We start from the raw sequence: 18,481 nt of genomic DNA on the forward strand, positions 1-18,481 counted from the left end.
CCCCACACCGGATTTCAAATGAAATCGGTTCTAATGGAAGGGGAGGGGGTCGGGCTGGGGGTCGCTTTCGCTCGTCTTCTACAACGGGATTCCAGCGGTATAGCTCATCTAGCTGCTGGTTTCTGACGATTAGCTTCAACTGGAACCCGGTTCCATACTCGCGTTATTATATAACTAGGGTTCTAGGCAAGAAGAAGAAGAAGAAAGGGAAGGTACAGACCACACAGCGACCAAGTCCGAACGATCTAGAATCCCAGACGGTCGAGTTCAAATACACCCCTTCCACACCCAGCTTCGAACGCCCACACAACTCACTCGAACCGACCATAGCACTCCCGCCTACCCACGAGACCCATTAATCCCGACAAACGACTGTCCAACCGCCCGTGCTCGCTATATCGGCGGTAATCACTGGGGGATTCCGCCTCTCAGAACCGCCACACAGTACGCCGATTTCATTTGAAATCCGGTGTGGGGGTGTCCAGAACACGACCACCGAATCCCTCGACACCGACACACTTCGAGCGTCACCTCCGACACAGTCCAAGCGATTCCCACCGACCTTTCGACCACGGTCTCAGAACTTCCCGCTGGTCACTCACGAGCAACTTGGCACACCGTCGCACAAATTCATTTGAAATCCGGTGTCGGGCTGGCATCCACCCACGCCCGACCACCGCGCCGCCTACCATCCTCGCCCCAACCAGACGCCGTTCTCAAGCACCAACCCCCGAACTTGCGTCTCGGTAACGTGTAACTTGATGAGGCCGTCAGCCGTATCAAGCCCCATGGACGTTGACCTCCCAGCTGGCGTGACAGCCGACCGCGTATCGACAGGCCGCCTCGACACGGCGGTCCTCACCGCCGGTGACCCCGACGGAACCCCGCTGGTCCTCGTCCACGGGAACGTCTCCTCGTCGCGATTCTTCGCCGAGCTCATGACGGACCTCCCGGACACCTACCGCGTGATCGCCCCCGACCTTCGCGGGTACGGCGACTCCGAGACCAAACCCGTCGACGCCACCCGCGGCGTCCGCGACTTCAGCGACGACCTCCACGCGCTCTTCGACGCCCTCGACCTCGACGACATCGCGCTCGTCGGCTGGTCAATCGGCGGCGGCGTCGCCATGCAGTACGCCATCGACCATCCCGAACGCCTCACCGCCGTCTGCCTCGAGAGCACGATGTCCCCGTACGGATTCGGCGGCACCACCCGCGACGGGAGCCCGTGTCAACCCGACTACGCCGGCACCGGCGGCGGTCTCGCGAACGACGAGTTCGTCGACCAGCTCGCCGTCGGCGACACCACCGCCACCGCCGACGCGTCGCCACGCACCGTCATGGAATCGTTCTACGTCGGCCCGGACCACGAGTTCGACCCCGCCACCGCCGACGCCTACGTCCAGGCGATGTGCGCCACCGCCGTCGGCGACGACAACTACCCCGGTGACGCCGAACCGTCCGACAACTGGCCCGGCGTCGCACCCGGCGACCACGGCGTCCTCAACGCCGTCTCACCGAAGTACTTCGACACCACCGACCTCGTCGACATCGACCAGAAGCCACCGATCCTCTGGGTGCACGGCGACAGCGACCAGATCGTCTCCGACACGTCGTTCTTCGACGCCGGCTTCCTCGGCCAAGCCGGCCAACTCCCCGACTGGCCCGGCGACGACGCGTACCCACCACAACCGATGACCGCACAGACCCGCGACGTCCTCGACGCCTACGCGGACGCCGGCGGCACCTACCACGAGGAACGCTTCGAAGCCGTCGGCCACTCCCCACACATCGAACGTCCCGAACGCTTCCAGTCGATACTCCTCGAGTTCCTCGTAGACTGACTCCGCCCTGACCCACGAACCACCATCAACTCACGTGACCCCTTCGAGAGGGCTTCATCTGTCTACGCCGACGGCGCCGGTGTCGTGATCGTAGCGTACGAACACGACCCAGTTGACGCCGCTGCCCTCAGATGCGCGGAGCGATTGCAATAGGTCACCCCTTAGTTTTCCTCTCACATCTCCAGAATCTGTGTTTCGATGTCTTCGCTAGCGTTGCTTCCCTCGGATTCGGCGGCAGCCTACGTCTCTGCCGACTCCGAGAGGCTGTGGTCCCTTGTGTTCTCCGCGACCGTATCTGGGTCTCCAGCACGGGGCCAGCCGCGGAACCCGAGTACACCCGCGACAATCAAGAGGAGACCGCCGAGGACCAGCAGGTACGGTTCGGCCCCGAAGATGACCCGACCGTTGGTCCCGTCGAGCACGGGGAGGCCCGTGTAGATACCCAGTGTCGGATCGAACGAGTACCCCACGACCGCTCTGAGTGCATAGAACAGGACGACACCGCCGACCGCCTGCGCGAGGAGAGCCGCCCGCCGCCAGCGAATCGCGGCGAATGCACTGCTGGTGGCCACGACACTCAACCCCGCGAGGAGTTCTTCCTCGTGGTTGAGACTCCCGCCCCATCCAGTCTCAATGGTCCCGGCGGTACCCGGCCGCATGGTCAGTAATTCCGTGTGAACCCCGATCACGATAGCGAGCGTCCCGGCGATGGCAACGCCACCGGGGAGGAGGGCACGACGATCCATACGGCTTCATTCCCATTTGGTGATAATAACTCTGTGGTGCGAACGTACAGCACTGACTATCGCTACCACAGTGGTCGCGCTGGCGACACCGACACCAGCGGCGCTATCGCTCGCGCCGTCGCCGCGCCAACTTCGGCGCCAGCGCCCTCCCCGAACGCTGACTCACCGCCATCGACGAACGCGACGAACTCCAAGCGCTCACCGACGAACTCAATAAACGCACCTGACGACCCGAGCGCGCTTTCCTCACTGACTCGCGAAACAGTCGGAAACCCAGCCTACAGTGATGCCCTATGCTTCTTTGCAGGAGGTGCCTATTCGATTTCCGGAGGGTCGGTCACCCAGCGTTTCACCATCCGGTTTGCTTCGCCGTACCGATGGAACCTCGCTTCCTCGACGAGTTCTCCGTCGTGGAGGAACCGCGTCGAGTACGGGGCTCCATCCTCTTCCTGATGAAGTTCGATCTGTCGGTCGCCGTGGACGTAGAACTCCGTGCCATCGCCTGTGTTCACGCTGTACTTCCAACTCGGGGAGAGCGGTCCCCGCCACCCCGATTCGTCCTCCGCATTCGCATCACTGCCGAGAACGTACTTCCGGCCGGCTTCGACGTCGCGATACCGGAGCGCGTACTGCGCCACGCGAACGGTCTGGATGCTCTCGCTCGTCACGTCGGGATTTGAGTCACGGAGTTCCTCGAGGCGAGCGACGGTCTGGTCTGCGGTTCGCGCGACACCGCTATGATAGCCAGCTGCACCGTCCGCTGGTGGTGCCGTGCCGCCGAGCAGTGATTGTGCGTCCAGCACGGAAGTCACGTCGTCGGGGTGAAGCCGCTCGCAGAGTATTCTCGCCACAGCCTGCCCGACGTAGCGTGAGTCTGCGAGAACGAGTTCACGGGCCTCGATCGCGGTCGCTCTGTCGGACTCCTCCAATGCTCGGTGGAACGCCTGTTCTATCTCGGCAGTGGACGCTTCCCGGTCGACGTCCAGGAACGACTGCGCTCCGTTGATGCCATCGAACGTCGGACTCCAGTCGCCGACCATACGACACCGAACACCGGACTGCGGAAGAACGCTCGGGTGTTCTATCGACAGCAACCACCTGCAGCCCGAACGTGCAACACGTTCATGCCGAGAGCGCCCGAGCGAGTGGTATGGACGATGTCGTCCCGGTTGCGGTAGCATACATTGTGTCGGCGGGAACGACGACCCGTGTTCCAGCGGACACTCACCTCTTGCAGTGGTGTCCCGCCGTCTCACTCCCTTCGCGGGACGCATCCGCTGCAGCCCCCGACACTGAACGGCCAGCTCTGCACCCCGGACTGACGGCGCTCGACGGCACGCTTCGCGTTGACGGGAACGCTGTCGGCGCCACGAGCGACGTCATCCGCCCCGAATCCGGGCCAGCACTCGCCTTCTGGAACATCACCGACCCCCTTCCAGAGGGAACGCACGAGGCAGCGTTCAGCATCACGATGCCCGAAGAGTCCCCGCATGGGACGCCAGCCAGGATCGGAATCGCCGGCGAACTCGCATACGACTGGGAACCGGGCAAGACCATCTCGGTACCGAGGACGATCATCGCTGCACCGCCAGCCGACGTCCCCACACGACGTGACACCGACCCACTCTGGGGACGTCGCGACGTCCAGTACGTGACAGGCGGCCCCACCGATATGGACGACGGCATCGAGACCGTCACCCTCGACGAACCGCCATAACGAACGAGGGCCGAACTCGCAACGGGAACTCGTCCCAGCTGGTCCAGTTTTCGTCTTGCACTGGTTCCCACGGACCGCCTCAGCACCCTCGATAGGCAGGTCGCAACCGCCGTCTCTTCTGGCGAAACTCTCCACCGATTAGAACCCAAAACCTACGCGCGTCCGGTACTGTGCGACCCTCGCTCGGGGTTCCGAGGTTCGCTCCCCGATTCCCGTGCTCTCAGTTGTCGTCCACCAGCTCGAGTGTCTTGGCGTCCCGGTCACCGTCGTAGTACTTCTCCAATGCGTCGGCGAAGAGCGCGCCGTCATCCGCAGCGATCTCGAACAACGTCATCGACGACCGGAACTTCAGGTCGTCTGGCGACCCGAATACCTCGTTCGCCGTCTTGTCTTCGATATCCAGCACGAGCTCCGTGCAGTCACGGAGCCGCGGTCCCAAGACTGGATGCGCGAGATATGCCTTCGCCTCCTCGAGCGAATCGATGGCGTACCGTTGGGCCATCTCACTGCGTCCCAACCCAGCGATCTGGGGGAACACGAACCACATCCAGTGCGAGCGCTTCCGTCCGCCCCGGAGCTCCCGCTTCACGCTACCGATAACCTGCTCCTGTGCCGAGACGAACCGTTCCAGGTCGTCGGGGTCAGCGTCACCCGTCATTGCTCTTTCAATCTATACGGTCGCCAGGAACCAATAAGTACTCCAATGGGACTACAAACGTTGGCGTTCGGAGTGCCCTGCCGGCTATCGGTATCGCTCAGTCCGCTTGGTCGCGCCGTATCGTGACCAGGTCTTCGGCGACTCGCGTGGGTCGGACTCTGCCGTCGATGTCGTCGTTGGCGATGACGAGGACGCCTGGGGCGATTCTGAGTGCGGGTCTGTCACCTTTGCGGAGCCCTGCGTCAGCGGCCGGCGGGAGTTGAAGCTGGTAGCCGTTGCCCGCAATCTGCACTTTCGCGGTCATCGATTGGTACGCAGTCTGCGTATCGCGAGCCGTCGCCGCGACCAGTTCTGCTTCCTCATCGTCCGGAACCCGCTCGGTGTCGACGACCAGTAGGAGGCCAGCGAACGCATGCACTCGCGTCTCGGCCCTGTAGGTCGGCGTCTTCCCGTCGGGTGTGTCGCGTTCCTCGACGAGGTCGGCGGCGCGGGCCGCCTTCGTGATCTGGAGCGCGAGGCCATCGGCGGAGTGCTTCAACGAGTTCGCCACACACGTTAGTACGTACTACTAACGTATAGGCCTACGGGCGACATCCACTCACCGACCTCCACGACGACGAGGCCTCCGATTTCAGTGCAGCGATCTACCTCAGGAATCGTAAGGCGGTTCGTTCAGATGGGGCCCGCTGGTTGCTACCAGAGACCACGACAGGTTGTTGGGGGATCGAGGTCATTTTGTGGGGGTGGCTGGGGGATCGACCAGCACGCGCCGAGTTCAAGTCATCATGCTGATTGTTGTCCCAACAGGAAAATTATGTGTCTGTGTGCGTGATGGTCGGTCGTGCTCGATACCCTCCGTACGATAGCCATCATCGTACTCGGCCTCCTCATCGGGGCCGCCGGCGCAGGAGCAATCGCCCCAGACCCGACAAGTCTCCTCGGGATGACCATCACGATCGCACTGACTGTTGGTGTCAGCTACATCGCATATCGACTCGACGATCACTATTTCGGAACCACCAAGTCCACGAGATAGCTCCCCTCACTTCCAGCTCCTCCCTTCTATATGTATAGTGTTTGGTTTTTCTAGGAAATATATGGTATCTTCCGGGGAACCCGCCATCTCACCGACCGACTTCCACATGCCACGAACCGACTACAAAGTATCAGACTAAAATATTAACAAGTAAACTTAGAATGATACATACCACCACAACCGGCCCAACAGATAACTATTCCGGCTCTGTTGAAATCCTATTCCATCGACATCTCCCCCGCTGAAACAGCCGTTAGTTAGAACTGCGTACTGAACGGATATTCCTTGGGAGGATAGTCTGAACTGAGAGAGATTCAGTACGGAGTGTCGTGTCTCTCTAACACCGTTTAGAATCTAAAACCAGCTAACAGAGTGTCTGGTACAGCTCTTCGACTGTTAACGTTGCATCCCTCGCATCGAGCCACCCCTGCATATCAGACAGCGCCTGTGTCCGCTCAGCGCCTGTACTGACTGAATCGTTCTCTTCGAACACCGACTGTAAGAGAGCCTCAATTTCATCACTCAATTGAGCTCGTGAGGCAGTCATCTCTATCTCGCTGAATTGGATGTGAACCCTGCTGGAATCCGGAAACGAGATTCCAAGTGTATGGCCCATCCCAAGGACGACAGCGTCCTGCTTCTGTTGAGACAGCCGATCGTAAACTAGCAAGAGATCTTGTCCAGAAAGCGTGAGCGATTTCCTTCGTCCCTCGCTCTCAACTTCTATCTCGATATCGTCCGGGGCGAACATATAGCCCCAACCCCCGAAATTATCGATGAGCTGAACTTCAATCATTTATAGAACCAGTCTGTCTTCGACATTGGAAGATTCTTCGCCTGTCTCTACCACTTCGGACAATTGCTGACGCGGAGATCTCTCATAGCTCCTTCGCGTGTTGTATTCAGCAGGACTACTGAAACCCGTCACCGACTGAGGGTTTCAACAAGGCCACTATTCCAATACCACAACGACGTCCAACTCACGGACCCCGATATCCCCACCCACACCACCCCACTCCTTACGTTCCCTCACAGACCACGCAAAGGCATGGTCGTCTATCGTTGCGCGGAATGTGACGGTCGGATCTCACACTCTGTCGTCACCCTCACCGACACCACCCTCCTCCAGACCGACCCCGACGACTTCCAGTTCTCCGACCAGACCGGCAACCCCGACATGGTCCCGCAAGGCTTCCAGATCACGAACGACACCGCCGACTACGCCGTCCCCGACGACGACACCGGCTGGCCAGTCCTCAACCCCGAAAACGTGGTGGGGACGGACTACGACTACACCGCCGAAACCGGATGCTGCGGGCCGCCCGGCAATGCAGTGAATACGGTCTGCCGGAACGGTCACAAGGTCGGTGTCGAACGCGGCGACTGCTACACCGTCCACGCCATCGCCCTCGACCCCACGCGGGTCACCGCCACCGACAGCCATCATCAGGAAACCGAGGGGCTCGACGCCGAGGACCCAGCAGTCTGGTTGGACATCCTCGACTCCGGGTCAGTGTCGGACCGCCGTCGCGCTATCGCCCTCCTCGGTCACCACGAAACCGTCGCCGCTGTTCCAGCACTCCGCGACACACTTACGGCTGGCCCCCGCGAGCTCCGTCCGATCGCGGCGCTGAGCCTCGGCCGAATCAGCGCTCCTGACGCGCTCGAGGCCCTCGCCACCGCGCTCGACACCGACGATGAGACGGTTCGCACTGCGGTCGTCACCGCCATTGGCGGCTGCGACCTCGACGGCACCGACGACATCCTCCTGGACCACCTCGCTGACGAACCCCACGAGGACGTCTGCCGCGAGGTTCGATACGGCCTCGACGACCAACTCACAGCGAGCACCTTCCGGACCTACCTCGACCGCAGTACGACCGCTGCCGGACAGCTCGCACTCGTCAAGCTCCTCCCCAGGCAGGGCGACGCCGTTGCCAGCGCACTCACCGACACAATCCACCGGTCCAACCTCCCCACCGAGGTCCGCAAGCGAGCGGTCGTCCAACGTGGCCACTTCAAGAGCGACACCAACACGGGTTCCAGATACCGCGAGGACACCGGCGAAGCCCTCCTCGACGCACTCGAGGCCGTCACGGACGTCGACGTTCGGGTCGCCTGCATCCACGCCCTCCACAACCGCTACCTCCACGACGATACCATCCCCGACGCCGTCGAGCGAACCCTCCACGACCTCGAGACCGACCCGAGAACCCCCGAAGCCGTCCGAACAGCCGCTCGCGACGCTCTCTAACGGTCGTTCACCGTCTCATTTCTCCATCGACGAATCGTTGCCGTGCGAACCGTCGCTGCTCGGCGTCGGTCATCGCCGGATCGTGCTGGCCGTGGCGTTGGGTGCCGGAAGTCGGGAGATGACGTCCAAGACGCTCGCGGTTGTCTCCGGGTTCGGGTCGGTGCGTGCGAGGAACCGCTCGAGGGTCGGGCGGACGTCCGTGAACGCGTCGGGGTGCTGGGTCGTGGCGGTGGCGACGGCGGCGAGCAACGGTGGGACCGCGGGGTTGTCGGGTGCGAGGAACCGACCGAGCTGCGGTGCCTGATTCATGCGCACCACGGCGGGCGGATAGTTCTTGAGCCACGTCGCGTCGGCGGCCTCGGTAGACAGGACGCCAGCGAACAGCTCGGCATCGATGAGGCCGGTGTCGACCACGTCGCGGAGGGTCTCGGCGGCGCGGGTGGTGAACCGGGAGTGTTGGGGGCCGGGGCCGGTGCCGTCGCGGGAAGGTTCCTCGAAGCGCTCGCCGGGGAGGAGTTGGACGAGTGCCGTCTCGAGTACGGGGAGGACGATGTCGGCGTCGAACTCGGGGAGGGGCATCTCGTCGGTGATCACGCGGTAGCTCTCGAGTGCGGCGCGACGGCTTTGGTCGACGCGCCGTTCGTCGCCGCGGGCGACGATGGAGAGGGCGCCGAGGACGTGTTCGCGGTACTCCCGGGGGATGTGGTAGTTGGTCGCGAGGCCCTGGAGTGCGTGGACGGCGGCGACCCTGAGGGAGACGCGCTCGGCGAACCCGACGTCGACGGTGCAGAGCTGAACCGTGACGCCGAGGACGTCCGCGACTAGGTCACTGGGGAGACGCTCGGTTGCGGCGAGGGCGGCGAGCACGCGCGCGCCAGTTCGCGCCGGTGGAACGGCGTCGGCCTGCAGGAGGTCCGGCAGCCGATCGACGAGTCGCGTGACGTGTGCGTCCGTCAGCTCGCTGGCGGTGAGGAGGGCGCTGACGGCGCGGCCGGCGTTCCCCGGCACGTCTGCGACGGGCGTGGCCGTGACAACGCCGATCGTCGCGTCGAGCACGTCTGTGGCGGTGTCGGTGTCGAGTATCCCGTAGCCAGCGAGCCCGGTGACCGTTTCGAGCGCCCAGTCCCGGTCGTCCTCGTCGCCGTCGAGCCGCTCAGTGAGCGTCGACCGCAAGCGCGCGAGTAGTGGTTCGGGGAGGCTGCCGTGGACGTGTAGCCAACCGAGGGTTCGCCGCTCGTCGACCGAGACCGAATCGTGGCTGATCGCATCGATGAGCGTCTCGGCGACGCGCTCGTATTCGCCGGTCGTCAGGAGGTCCGTCTCGAGAACGAGCGGCGTGACCGGTGCCCGTTCGTCTGGGGCGGCGAGGGCTGCGGGGCGGACGTCGTGGTGCTCCATGAACGCGACGCGTCGGCCGCGGGTTGCGCGCGCACCGAAGAAGTGCGCGGCTTCAAGGTGTTCGACGACGGTCTCGCGGAGCCGGTTCCGAGCAGGCGGCGAGAGAGCGTCCAGAGCGGTGAGGACGCCCAGTTCGTGGAAGGCACCCCGTGTTGTCTCGTCGGTGGCTGCGAGGAGCGCGTCGAACGCGTCCGAGCGGGTGGCCGTCGACGCTCGGTCGCTCGCGACGACGAGCGCGAGCGGTTCAACGACCGTCTCGACGTCGAGACGCGAGTCAGATGCGTCCCCGGCGTCGGTCGGTTCCTCCTCGTCGAAGAACGATATCGTCCCCTTCTCGGATTCGTCGTCTTCCGAGGTGGCGGTTCGCGGTGTGTCGTCGTCGTCGTCGTTGATGAGTGACCCCGGTCGATGTGGCGGCGTGACAGACGGTGCGTCGTCGTCACCGGTCTGCGTGTCGTCCGAAAGAGCGTCACCGGTCTGCGTGTCGTCCGAAAGCGCGTCATCGGCGGATGCATCGTCGACGGAGGCATCGGTCTGCTTCGGGTCGACGGGGGCGTCCGCGGTTCCAGCATCGCTGTCGAGCGCGCCAGCGTCCTCGCTCAGTCCTGGTGCGAGCTCGCGGAGACGGGCGATCGGTCCGTCGACCTCGTCGCTCGCGTTGGACTCTCGGGGACGGGCCGTGGACGTCGTCGCGTCGAGCACCGCGAGTCGTGTGGCGACCGCTGGGTCGAGTCGTGTGGTGACCGCTGGGTCGTCGCGGTCGTCTGACTCGTCGTATCCGGATTCGATGAGAGCCCCAATATCGGGGAGGGCTGCTGTACGGTCGGTGTGGACGAGTGCGACGATTAGGCGGGCGGTCGTTGAGTCGAGTGCGGTCGGGTCGGGAAGCGGGGTGACAGCGTCGATGAGGTCGTCGCCGAGGCCGGTGTCGTCGAGCACGGTGGCGACAGCGGTGGGCGCGTAGACGCTCGCGCGTTCGAGTGCCGTGGCGGCAGCGACACGCCCGCGGTCCTGCCCCGTGGCTGCAGCGACCGTGGCGATTGCTGCGACGAACGGTTCCAGAGCGTCGGTGTCGACGAGTCGCCAGACCGGAATCGCCTCCAGTGCTCTCGCCGCTGCCGTCGCTGCTTCGCGGGCGTAGAGGCCGATACCGAACATCGCCGACGCCCCCGCGACGTCTCGGTGGACGAGATCGTCCCTGAGGGTCGTGGCGAGTGGAACCGCAAGTGAGCGGGCGAGCGTCGGGTCCGCGTCGAGCAAGCGTCGTGCGTCCTTGCACGCGCGCCGGTGTGTACGAACCTCCGATGGAGTGGGGTCCGTGGGGAGTGCCGTGGTGAGTACGTCGACGACGGCGTCGACGTCGGGCAGTGAGCGGCTCTCGTCGGTCATCGCTCGCTCTCCTCCCCGGAGTGCACAGTGACCGAGGGTACAGCGAGAGGATGTGCTCGTGGGGTCAGTGTTCGAGGGCGGAACGGGGGCACGCCTGAGTGGTCCACGTATCTACAGTTCTATCTGTGCTGTGGGTGCAAAGGACTGTGTGTATGGACACGAATGTTGTAGTTCTCGGATCGGTCAGGTCCTGACTACGCTTGCAGCCGTCGCGTGACTCTCGTCGAAACGCTCACTGTAGGGACTCAGCGTGTTGCTTCGGTTGTGGATGGGGTGAGGAGAGTACGTTTCGTCTGTTCTGGCGGGATGATCGAGTAGTGGACCGTGGTTCGTATCGTGGAGGCTTCCATTCGAGTTTGGTGAGAGAGAGTACGTTTCGTCTGTTCTTGTTTGTAGGATGGGGTGGGTTGGTGGAGAGTGAGGGTGGATTTCGTCTGTTCTCGGAATCGGAGTGGAGGGAATGGTTGGAGAGAGTGCGTTTCGTCTGTTGTGGTGACAATATTGGTCTTGCGTATCATGCCACAGAGAGTGCATTTCGTCTGTTCGAAGTTAACTAAATGATATGCTTTTGGGTAGCGGCAATACACTATTATTGGAGCTTTTGTCCCCCCCTATCACGACTTAACAGACGAAACGTACTCTCTCTCACTAGCACTTTCACTAGAACAGAAGAAACAGAAGAAACCAATCTTTAAGTGGTATTGGTCTGAAAACCAAACAACCGATGGGCAGTCTCTTCGAAGACATCGACGATACCATCTTCGACGACAAGGACGTCCTCGCCGAGGAATACCAGCCCGACGAGATCCTCGAACGCGACGACGAAATCGGTCAGTACAAACACACTCTCAAAGACGTCCTATTCGGTCGAAACCCCACTAACGTCATGCTCTACGGCAAAGCCGGGGTCGGCAAGACAGCCGTCACAACGTACGTTCTCAACGAGCTGCAAGCCGAAGCCGAAACTCGGGACGAAACCTCTGACGTCCACGTTCACCGATTCAATTGCAACGGAGAAACCGTCTTCTCCACAGTCCGTGCTCTCGTCAACCAACTGCTCCCAGCACACGCCGCCGACTTCCCCAAACGTGGTCTCTCCACCAGCGACGCCCTCGAAGAGTTCTACAGCCAACTCGAACGCGTCGGCGGCACTCATCTCGTCGTCTTCGACGAACTGGACCACCTCGAAGACGCGAACACCCTCCTCTACGACATCCCTCGCGCTCGCGCCAAAGGCGACCTCGAAGACGCCCGAATCGGTATCATCGGAATCTCGAACAACTACAAGTTCCGCGACCGCCTCTCCTCGAAGGTCCGCGACGCCCTCAACGAAGACGAGATTGCCTTCTCCACGTACACCGCCAACGAACTCCAGAATATCCTCCGCGACCGCGCCGAAAAAGCACTCGTCGACGACGGCTTCGACGAATCCGCTATCCGGCTAGCAGCAGCCCTCGCCGCCAAAGACAACGGCAGCGCCCGCCAAGCCCTTGACCTCCTTCGCAAGGGCGGCGAGATCGCCGAGCGTAACGACGACTCCACTGTCACCGAACACCATATCGACGCCGCCCGCGACGCCGTCCGACGCGGCCGCCTGAAAGACAAGATATCCGACCAATCCACGCACGCCCAGCTCGTCCTCGAAGCCATGGCGCGCATCGAAAACCGCGGCGACACACCAGCCCGTTCGAAAGAAGTGATGTCGGTCTACCAGGAGGTGGCCGTCGATCGCGAGCAGGAACCTCTCTCCACGCTCAAGAGCGTCCAGAACCACCTCAGCGATCTCACAATGCTCGGATTCCTCACCCAGAATCAGGTCAACGAGGGGCGAGGCGGCGGCGTCTATCACGAATACGAACTCGACATGACTCCCGACGTCGTCTTCGGCACTTGCGACGAGCTCTTCGCCACCACGTTTTAAGACGCCTGTCGATCGCGTTCTCTCAGTGGCCGATGGCGGTCTCTACAGGCGGGGCACATCGAGTCCCTCGGACCTTGACCCCAAGCAGTTCGCGCTGCCTATCCACGGACGTCCGGAACGTCCTCCACTGGGAGACGTCCTGACAGACGACCCGCAGACGGACGACCCCTGCCGGACGACCCCCCTGACGGACGACCCCCCTGCCGGACGACCCCCTGAGGGACGAATCTCTGACTACTCCTCCCCTGCCGGACGATCGACCGATTCTGGACGGCGGTTGTCCCGTCACCGACGATTCGGTCACGCGACCGACGGCCGGTCACGACGAGTGTAGGCATCCCCCGTGTTTTTGGGGTTGCTCGGTGTCGCTGGTGGTATGAATCGCGACGCTGCACGCGGCGTACTGCTGGGGTTGGCGTGTGGGGACGCGCTCGGTCGTCCGGTCGAGTTCTCCTCACCGACTGCGATCAGCGCCGAGTACGGCCACTTGGACGAGATGGTCGGGCACGGGACGTGGAATCAGCCGGCTGGCACGATCACGGACGATACGGATCAGGCGTTGTGCATCGCGCGGAGTGTCGTCGCGGAAGGCGGGTTCGAGCCGGCGGACGTCGCGGCGCGGTTCGTCGAGTGGTACGAAGCGGGGCCGTTCGACGTCGGGCGGATGACGGCGCGGTCGCTCCGCCGCCTCCGGGACGGCGACGCGTGGGAGGAGGCCGGGCAGCGAGTGTGGGAGGCGAGCGCCGAGGGGCAGAACGCGGGGAACGGGAGCGTGATGCGGTGCCCGCCGCTCGCCATCCCGTACGCCGCGGACCGCGACCGGCTCGCCGAGGTCAGCCGGCAGTCCTCGCAGATCACGCACGCCGACCCACGATGCACGGCCGGGGCCGCCATCCTGAACCACACCATCGCCGGCCTCCTCGAAGACACAGAATCCGCGGTCGACGACCCCGCACGGGCACTCCGGGACGCGCTCGACGCGGTCGACGACGCCCCGACCGAGCTCGTCGACGCGTTGGAACCTATCGCCGCGGGCGAGCGCCCGAGTTCGCTGGAGTCGTCGGGGTACGTCGTGCACTCGCTCCAGACGGCACTCCACGACGCGCTCACGGCCGTTAGCGCGCGGGACGCGATCGTCGTCGCGGTCAACCGCGGCGGCGACGCGGACACCATCGGCGCCATCGCCGGCGCCGTCGCCGGCGCTCGCTTCGGCGCCAGCGACCTCCCCGACCGCTGGCTGAGCGCCATCGACGAACGCGAGGAACTCGAAGCGCTCGCCGACGACCTCCACGCACTCGCCTAACAGTCTTTGAGTTCTCGCCACTGACCGCCTCGCGCTCGCCCATCACGCGCCACCGCCCGCGAGTCGGAGTCCTCGCCCTTGACGCTCCGAAGGGTCTCTCATTGTACCCCTTGTAGCGCCTTCGGGACTCAAGAACCGGCGTCGAGCTACACTGCGTGTCGTCGGTGGACGTCGCGACGAGCGCACACTCGACCAGAGCGAACGCCCTCGCCCGTGGCGGGCTCCGGGGTGGCGGACTCCCGGTCGAACGGTTAAGACGACGGCGCCCGGAGAAAGCAGTACGAGCGCGCGCACTCTCCGGCGACGATACGCATGACGTACTCCAGTGACCCGCTCGATTTGAGCGACCGGCCCGCGTGCGGCGACCCACCAGCGGGTCGCGAGGAACTCGGCTCGACCGACTCGTCCGGTGGCGAGGCCGACTCGGGTTCGACGGTCGACGTCGATGAACTTGCGGCCCGTCTCGCTAGCGACGGGCTGCTCTCGGGGTCGGCAGTTGGGTTCCGGGAGGTCATCCAAACATGCGAAGCGTGCGAGCGGGTGTGCGACCTCGCGACCGAGGCGCCGGCGGCTGCGCGTCGGTTGGCGCCGTGCGTTCTGGCGGTCGTTCGCGAGGCGATGGACCGCGAGGGAGCGACGGTCGAGTCGCTGCTGCTCGCGGACGTCGCCGAGCGGACGCTCGCCACTGCACTGGACGCGGTCGGCGCCGTGAGCGACCCCAAACTAGCGACGGCCTACGAGGCTGCTGGGCGGCCGCTGGAATCCATAGTCGAGACGCTCGCACTGGTACTCCGTGAGAGACGTCACGACCGATACCACGACACAGTGGTCGAGGCGCTTGGGAGCGTGGCGATGGCACGCCCCGAGACCGTCATCGAGGGGCTCGCTGACGCGCACGCCCTCGACGACACCGTGCGTGCGCTCCTCGACGACTGCCTGGCGTCGACCCCGTCGGAGCCCAAGACCGCCACCTTGTCGCTCGCGTTCGCGGTCATCGCACACGACCCGAACGCGGAACGTGTGAATCGCGTTCGCGGACGCCTCGATGCCTCCGCCCCGACACCGGCTGCGTCCGTTCGCATGACTGGATACGTCACCTACGAACTCGCGGCCAAACGGACGGTCGCTCCACGGAAGGATTCGGACGCGAGTGAGGGACACGCGGACGGCCTGAGCGCACGGATGGATTCGCTCGAGGAGTTCGCAGCGGTGGTCCAGGACAGCGTCGGAACCGAACGCGAACGGTACGCGCGAGCGGTCGGTGAAGCCGCTGCGGTCGTTGGCCACGGTGACGTCGCGACGGCCGTCAGGCACGCGAACGGTGGCGCCGACGCCGAGGAACCTGCGGCGGAACTCCCGCTCGAACTGGTGGCTCGCGTCCGCGCGTCGGACGACAGCGAGCGCGAGCGTGCTGCAAGAGCGCTCGGCGAGGCACTCGCTGCATCGCTATCGCCGACGGTCGGCGTCGAATCGCTCGCCGACCGGGTCGCTCACACCACGGGCGTCGAGTACGTGCAGTCCGCGCAAGCGCTCGGCGCCATCGCCGTGGTCGCACCCGGTCGCATCGACGCATCTGTCCCAAGACGCCTGGTCGATCGCGTCGAGCGCGCTACGGGCGCGGACCGCGACCACGCGATGCAGGTTCTCGGCGAGGCGATAGCCACCGGCTACGAGACGACCGAGCGGTCGCTCACCGCCGCACTCGGCCGGCGCGTCAGGGACGCGACGAGCAGCACGCCACGCGACCGGGCCGCCCGCGCCCTCTGGACGGTCGCCGACTCGACCGGGGTCCCCGACGGCTCACGTCGCGGGAATCCCACGTCCGGCGAACCCCTGGATAGCGTCGACGACGAGGTCGGCCCGTTGGTCGCTGGCACGGACGCCGACGCAGCGGCAGTCTCGGCGGTCTCGGACGCACTCGGGAACGTCCCGGAGTCCGAGCGAGATGCGGTGTGTCGTGCGCTCGGCATCGCAATCGTCGACCTCGCGCCCGACCGCGAGGTGGGTCCCGGAACGCTGGCCGAGCGCGTTCGCAATGCCGGCGACGAGAGCCGGCGTCGCGCAGCGCGGGTGCTCGGTGAGGCACTCCTCGGGGGTGCGTCGCCGGAAACCCCGGCGATCTACGATGCGCTCGCCGCCCGGGTTCGGCGCGCGGCGGGGATAGACCGCGACCGCACGGCGCGGTCGCTCGCCGAAACAGCGATTGCGGCCGACGCGCCGAAGGCTACCGCAACCCGCGGTCGGACGCGTCAGGACTCGGTGGCGCTCCGAGAGCGAGCGGCCGAGGCGTCCGGGTCGCGGCGACGTCGGCTGACTCGAGCTCTCGGCGAGGCGCTCGCTCGCGGCGATGATTCGGTGAATCTCGTGGACGTGTTCGAAGACCTGGCGGCGGCGAGTACCGACCTCGACAGGGCACGCAGTGTCAGGGCGCTCGGGGAACTCGTCCTCTCCGCTCCGCCGACGCTGTTGGGAACCCAGACCCCACCGTCGTGGCTGGTAGCGCACGCTCGCAGAAGGACGGGGACACAGCGGACGTCGTGTGTTCGCGCGGTGGGCGAAGCGGTGCTCGCCGAACGCGACGACCCATCGGTCGACGTCGTCGACGCACTCTGCGGTCGCGTCACGTCCGCAACTGACATGGAAAAGATCCGGTCCGGAAAGGCCCTCGCGGAGACGCTCGCTGCTATCGACGACCACCCGAACCCACCGGTCTCGCCGTCGCTAGTCGACGGCGTCACGGCGCCGACGGACCCGAGTACACGAGTCAGCGCGGCAATGATATTCGCCGACCTCCGTCGTCGACCCGAGAGGACGGCGGTACTCGTCAGGAGCATCCATGCGAACGTCGGCGTGGAACGAGCGCTGATTGGACGCGCCCTCGGCGATCGCGTCGCACTCACGGACTCGATCAGGACCACAGCGGAGTCCAGTAACGGCCTGGCGGCCGCGCTCGTGGACCTCGTGGGGCGGGACGATTCGCGTGGCCCGCTGGCAGCGGAAGCGCTCGGCCTCGCTATCGCCGCCACGACCGGCGACGAAGGCGTCCCATCCAGACTCGAGTCTCGACTACGGGACGCGGTCCGGTCGGGTGGCGCGTCCGATGGCAGGCTCGCGGCTCGCGCACTCGGGACCGCCGCTGCCGTGACGGACGCCGTGGACGACGCGTTCGCGATACCGACACTCGCCGCCCGGGTTCGGTCCGAGAGCGAACACGAGCGAAGCCTGGGGGCCTGGGGTCTCGGCGTCGCTGTCGCCGCTCGAGACCCGACGGCGCTGGCCGAGGATCTCCTCGAGGGAATCGAGGCGCCGCCGAACGGCCACTCTGGTACGGCCGTTGCACGGATCGTCGCCGATGCCGCCGAGGCCGGCGTCCTACCCGCACGAGCACTCGTCGAGGCACTCACCGTGGACAGCGCGTCGACCGAGAACACCGGTCGACGCACGCGCCTTCGCGACGACGCGGGAGGCCTCGACGCGACCCTGCTCGAGGCACTCGCGACCGCACGCGACCCCGGTGACGCGACGGCGGTCGCCGCGGTCCGTACGGATATCCGGGACGCGCTCGCAACGTCCAGCGACCACCCAGCAGATACGCGCGTCACCGCGGTCGACGCACTCGCGTCGCTCCCGACGACCGCGGTCGCGCAGAACGAGAAGTGAGGCGGCCGAGGGGGCGCGCGACCCTCGCTACTGGAACGCGGGGTCGTGGCTGGCGCCGGACTCGCCGACCTCGCCGTCGCCCTCGTCGTCGCCGGTGGCCATCGCCGCGATGTCGTCGAGGCTCGCCTGCTCGTCGCCGTCGCCTTCGCCGTCCGCGTCGGCGTCGGCCTCGCGGTCGCCGGCGGCCTCGTTCTCCTCGGGGTCCTCCTGGAGCTTGCTGCTGATGTACAGGAGCTCGGACCACATCGCGTCCACGACCTCCGCGGTCGACACCTCGTCGTGCTCGCTCATAATCTCCTGCATGAGCGCGCGGAGCGCACCCTGGACCTCCTCGCTCGTGTCGCCGTCGACGCCGAGGCGGAAGTGCGCCGCCTTCACGAGCTCCACGATCTGCTCGCCGTCTTCCTCGATGGCCTCGAACTGCGCGTCGAGCAGCGCCTTGACGTCGAACCCGCCGTCCTCGTCGCCGTTGGCGTCCGCCGCGTTCTCGATGTCGGTGCTGTCCTCGCCGTCCGCATCCTGGCTTGCTGCCATATCTCGACAGTGTGGTGCCAC

The 18,481-nt window shown here is 64.9% G+C and carries 14 protein-coding genes; 7 read left to right on the top strand and 7 right to left on the bottom strand.

The features are described 5' to 3' along the window. The first annotated feature begins 788 nt into the window (after positions 1–788). Positions 789–1,844, top strand: a complete 1,056-nt coding sequence (locus tag ACZ48X_RS03375; RefSeq protein ID WP_336351804.1) for an alpha/beta hydrolase — start codon at positions 789–791, stop codon at positions 1,842–1,844. Positions 1,845–2,083: 239 nt separating this feature from the next. Here the strand turns inward: ACZ48X_RS03375 and ACZ48X_RS03380 are convergent, their stop codons facing one another. Continuing rightward, complete coding sequence (locus ACZ48X_RS03380; RefSeq protein WP_336351803.1) at positions 2,084–2,590, bottom strand: hypothetical protein; 507 nt, start codon at positions 2,588–2,590, stop codon at positions 2,084–2,086. A 314-nt stretch (positions 2,591–2,904) separates the two neighbouring features. Continuing rightward, positions 2,905–3,519: a hypothetical protein gene (locus ACZ48X_RS03385; protein ID WP_336351802.1), complete on the bottom strand. Its 615-nt coding sequence runs from the start codon at positions 3,517–3,519 to the stop codon at positions 2,905–2,907. A 221-nt stretch (positions 3,520–3,740) separates the two neighbouring features. On the opposite strand from ACZ48X_RS03385, the gene ACZ48X_RS03390 reads away from it, so the two are divergent. Next, entirely contained in the window at positions 3,741–4,307 is a 567-nt protein-coding gene (locus ACZ48X_RS03390; protein ID WP_336351801.1) for a hypothetical protein, read from the top strand. A gap of 220 nt (positions 4,308–4,527) precedes the next feature. Here ACZ48X_RS03390 and ACZ48X_RS03395 read toward each other — a convergent pair whose 3' ends face one another. After that, on the bottom strand, positions 4,528–4,965 hold the full coding sequence (locus tag ACZ48X_RS03395; protein WP_336351800.1) for a DUF1810 domain-containing protein: 438 nt from the start codon (positions 4,963–4,965) through the stop codon (positions 4,528–4,530). Between the two features lie 97 nt (positions 4,966–5,062). Further along, on the bottom strand, positions 5,063–5,503 hold the full coding sequence (locus ACZ48X_RS03400; protein WP_336351799.1) for a hypothetical protein: 441 nt from the start codon (positions 5,501–5,503) through the stop codon (positions 5,063–5,065). A 303-nt stretch (positions 5,504–5,806) separates the two neighbouring features. Between ACZ48X_RS03400 and ACZ48X_RS03405 the strand changes: the two genes are divergently transcribed. Beyond that, positions 5,807–6,001, top strand: a complete 195-nt coding sequence (locus ACZ48X_RS03405) for a hypothetical protein (RefSeq protein ID WP_336351798.1) — start codon at positions 5,807–5,809, stop codon at positions 5,999–6,001. 364 nt (positions 6,002–6,365) lie between these two features. Here the strand turns inward: ACZ48X_RS03405 and ACZ48X_RS03410 are convergent, their stop codons facing one another. Beyond that, positions 6,366–6,797, bottom strand: coding sequence for a hypothetical protein (locus tag ACZ48X_RS03410; RefSeq protein WP_336351797.1), 432 nt, complete (start codon positions 6,795–6,797; stop codon positions 6,366–6,368). 63 nt (positions 6,798–6,860) lie between these two features. On the opposite strand from ACZ48X_RS03410, the gene ACZ48X_RS03415 reads away from it, so the two are divergent. Continuing rightward, positions 6,861–8,255, top strand: a complete 1,395-nt coding sequence (locus ACZ48X_RS03415) for a HEAT repeat domain-containing protein (protein ID WP_336351796.1) — start codon at positions 6,861–6,863, stop codon at positions 8,253–8,255. Positions 8,256–8,324: 69 nt separating this feature from the next. Here the strand turns inward: ACZ48X_RS03415 and ACZ48X_RS03420 are convergent, their stop codons facing one another. Beyond that, positions 8,325–11,042, bottom strand: coding sequence for a hypothetical protein (locus ACZ48X_RS03420; RefSeq protein ID WP_336351795.1), 2,718 nt, complete (start codon positions 11,040–11,042; stop codon positions 8,325–8,327). 724 nt (positions 11,043–11,766) lie between these two features. Between ACZ48X_RS03420 and ACZ48X_RS03425 the strand changes: the two genes are divergently transcribed. The 3 genes from ACZ48X_RS03425 (at position 11,767) to ACZ48X_RS03435 (ending at position 17,926) form a co-directional block, all read left to right on the top strand. Next, positions 11,767–12,963 (top strand): Cdc6/Cdc18 family protein, encoded by a 1,197-nt coding sequence (locus ACZ48X_RS03425; protein WP_336351794.1) that lies wholly within the window; start codon positions 11,767–11,769, stop codon positions 12,961–12,963. A 376-nt stretch (positions 12,964–13,339) separates the two neighbouring features. Further along, entirely contained in the window at positions 13,340–14,266 is a 927-nt protein-coding gene (locus ACZ48X_RS03430) for an ADP-ribosylglycohydrolase family protein (protein ID WP_336351793.1), read from the top strand. Between the two features lie 312 nt (positions 14,267–14,578). Beyond that, positions 14,579–17,926: a hypothetical protein gene (locus ACZ48X_RS03435; RefSeq protein WP_336351792.1), complete on the top strand. Its 3,348-nt coding sequence runs from the start codon at positions 14,579–14,581 to the stop codon at positions 17,924–17,926. Positions 17,927–17,953: 27 nt separating this feature from the next. On the opposite strand, the gene ACZ48X_RS03440 is transcribed toward ACZ48X_RS03435, so the two are convergent. Continuing rightward, positions 17,954–18,460 carry a hypothetical protein gene (locus tag ACZ48X_RS03440; RefSeq protein ID WP_336351791.1) on the bottom strand — a complete coding sequence of 169 codons (507 nt, stop codon included), beginning with the start codon at positions 18,458–18,460 and terminating at the stop codon, positions 17,954–17,956. Between the last annotated feature and the right edge of the window lie 21 nt (positions 18,461–18,481).

The sequence above is a fragment of the Halorubellus litoreus genome (assembly GCF_055378595.1).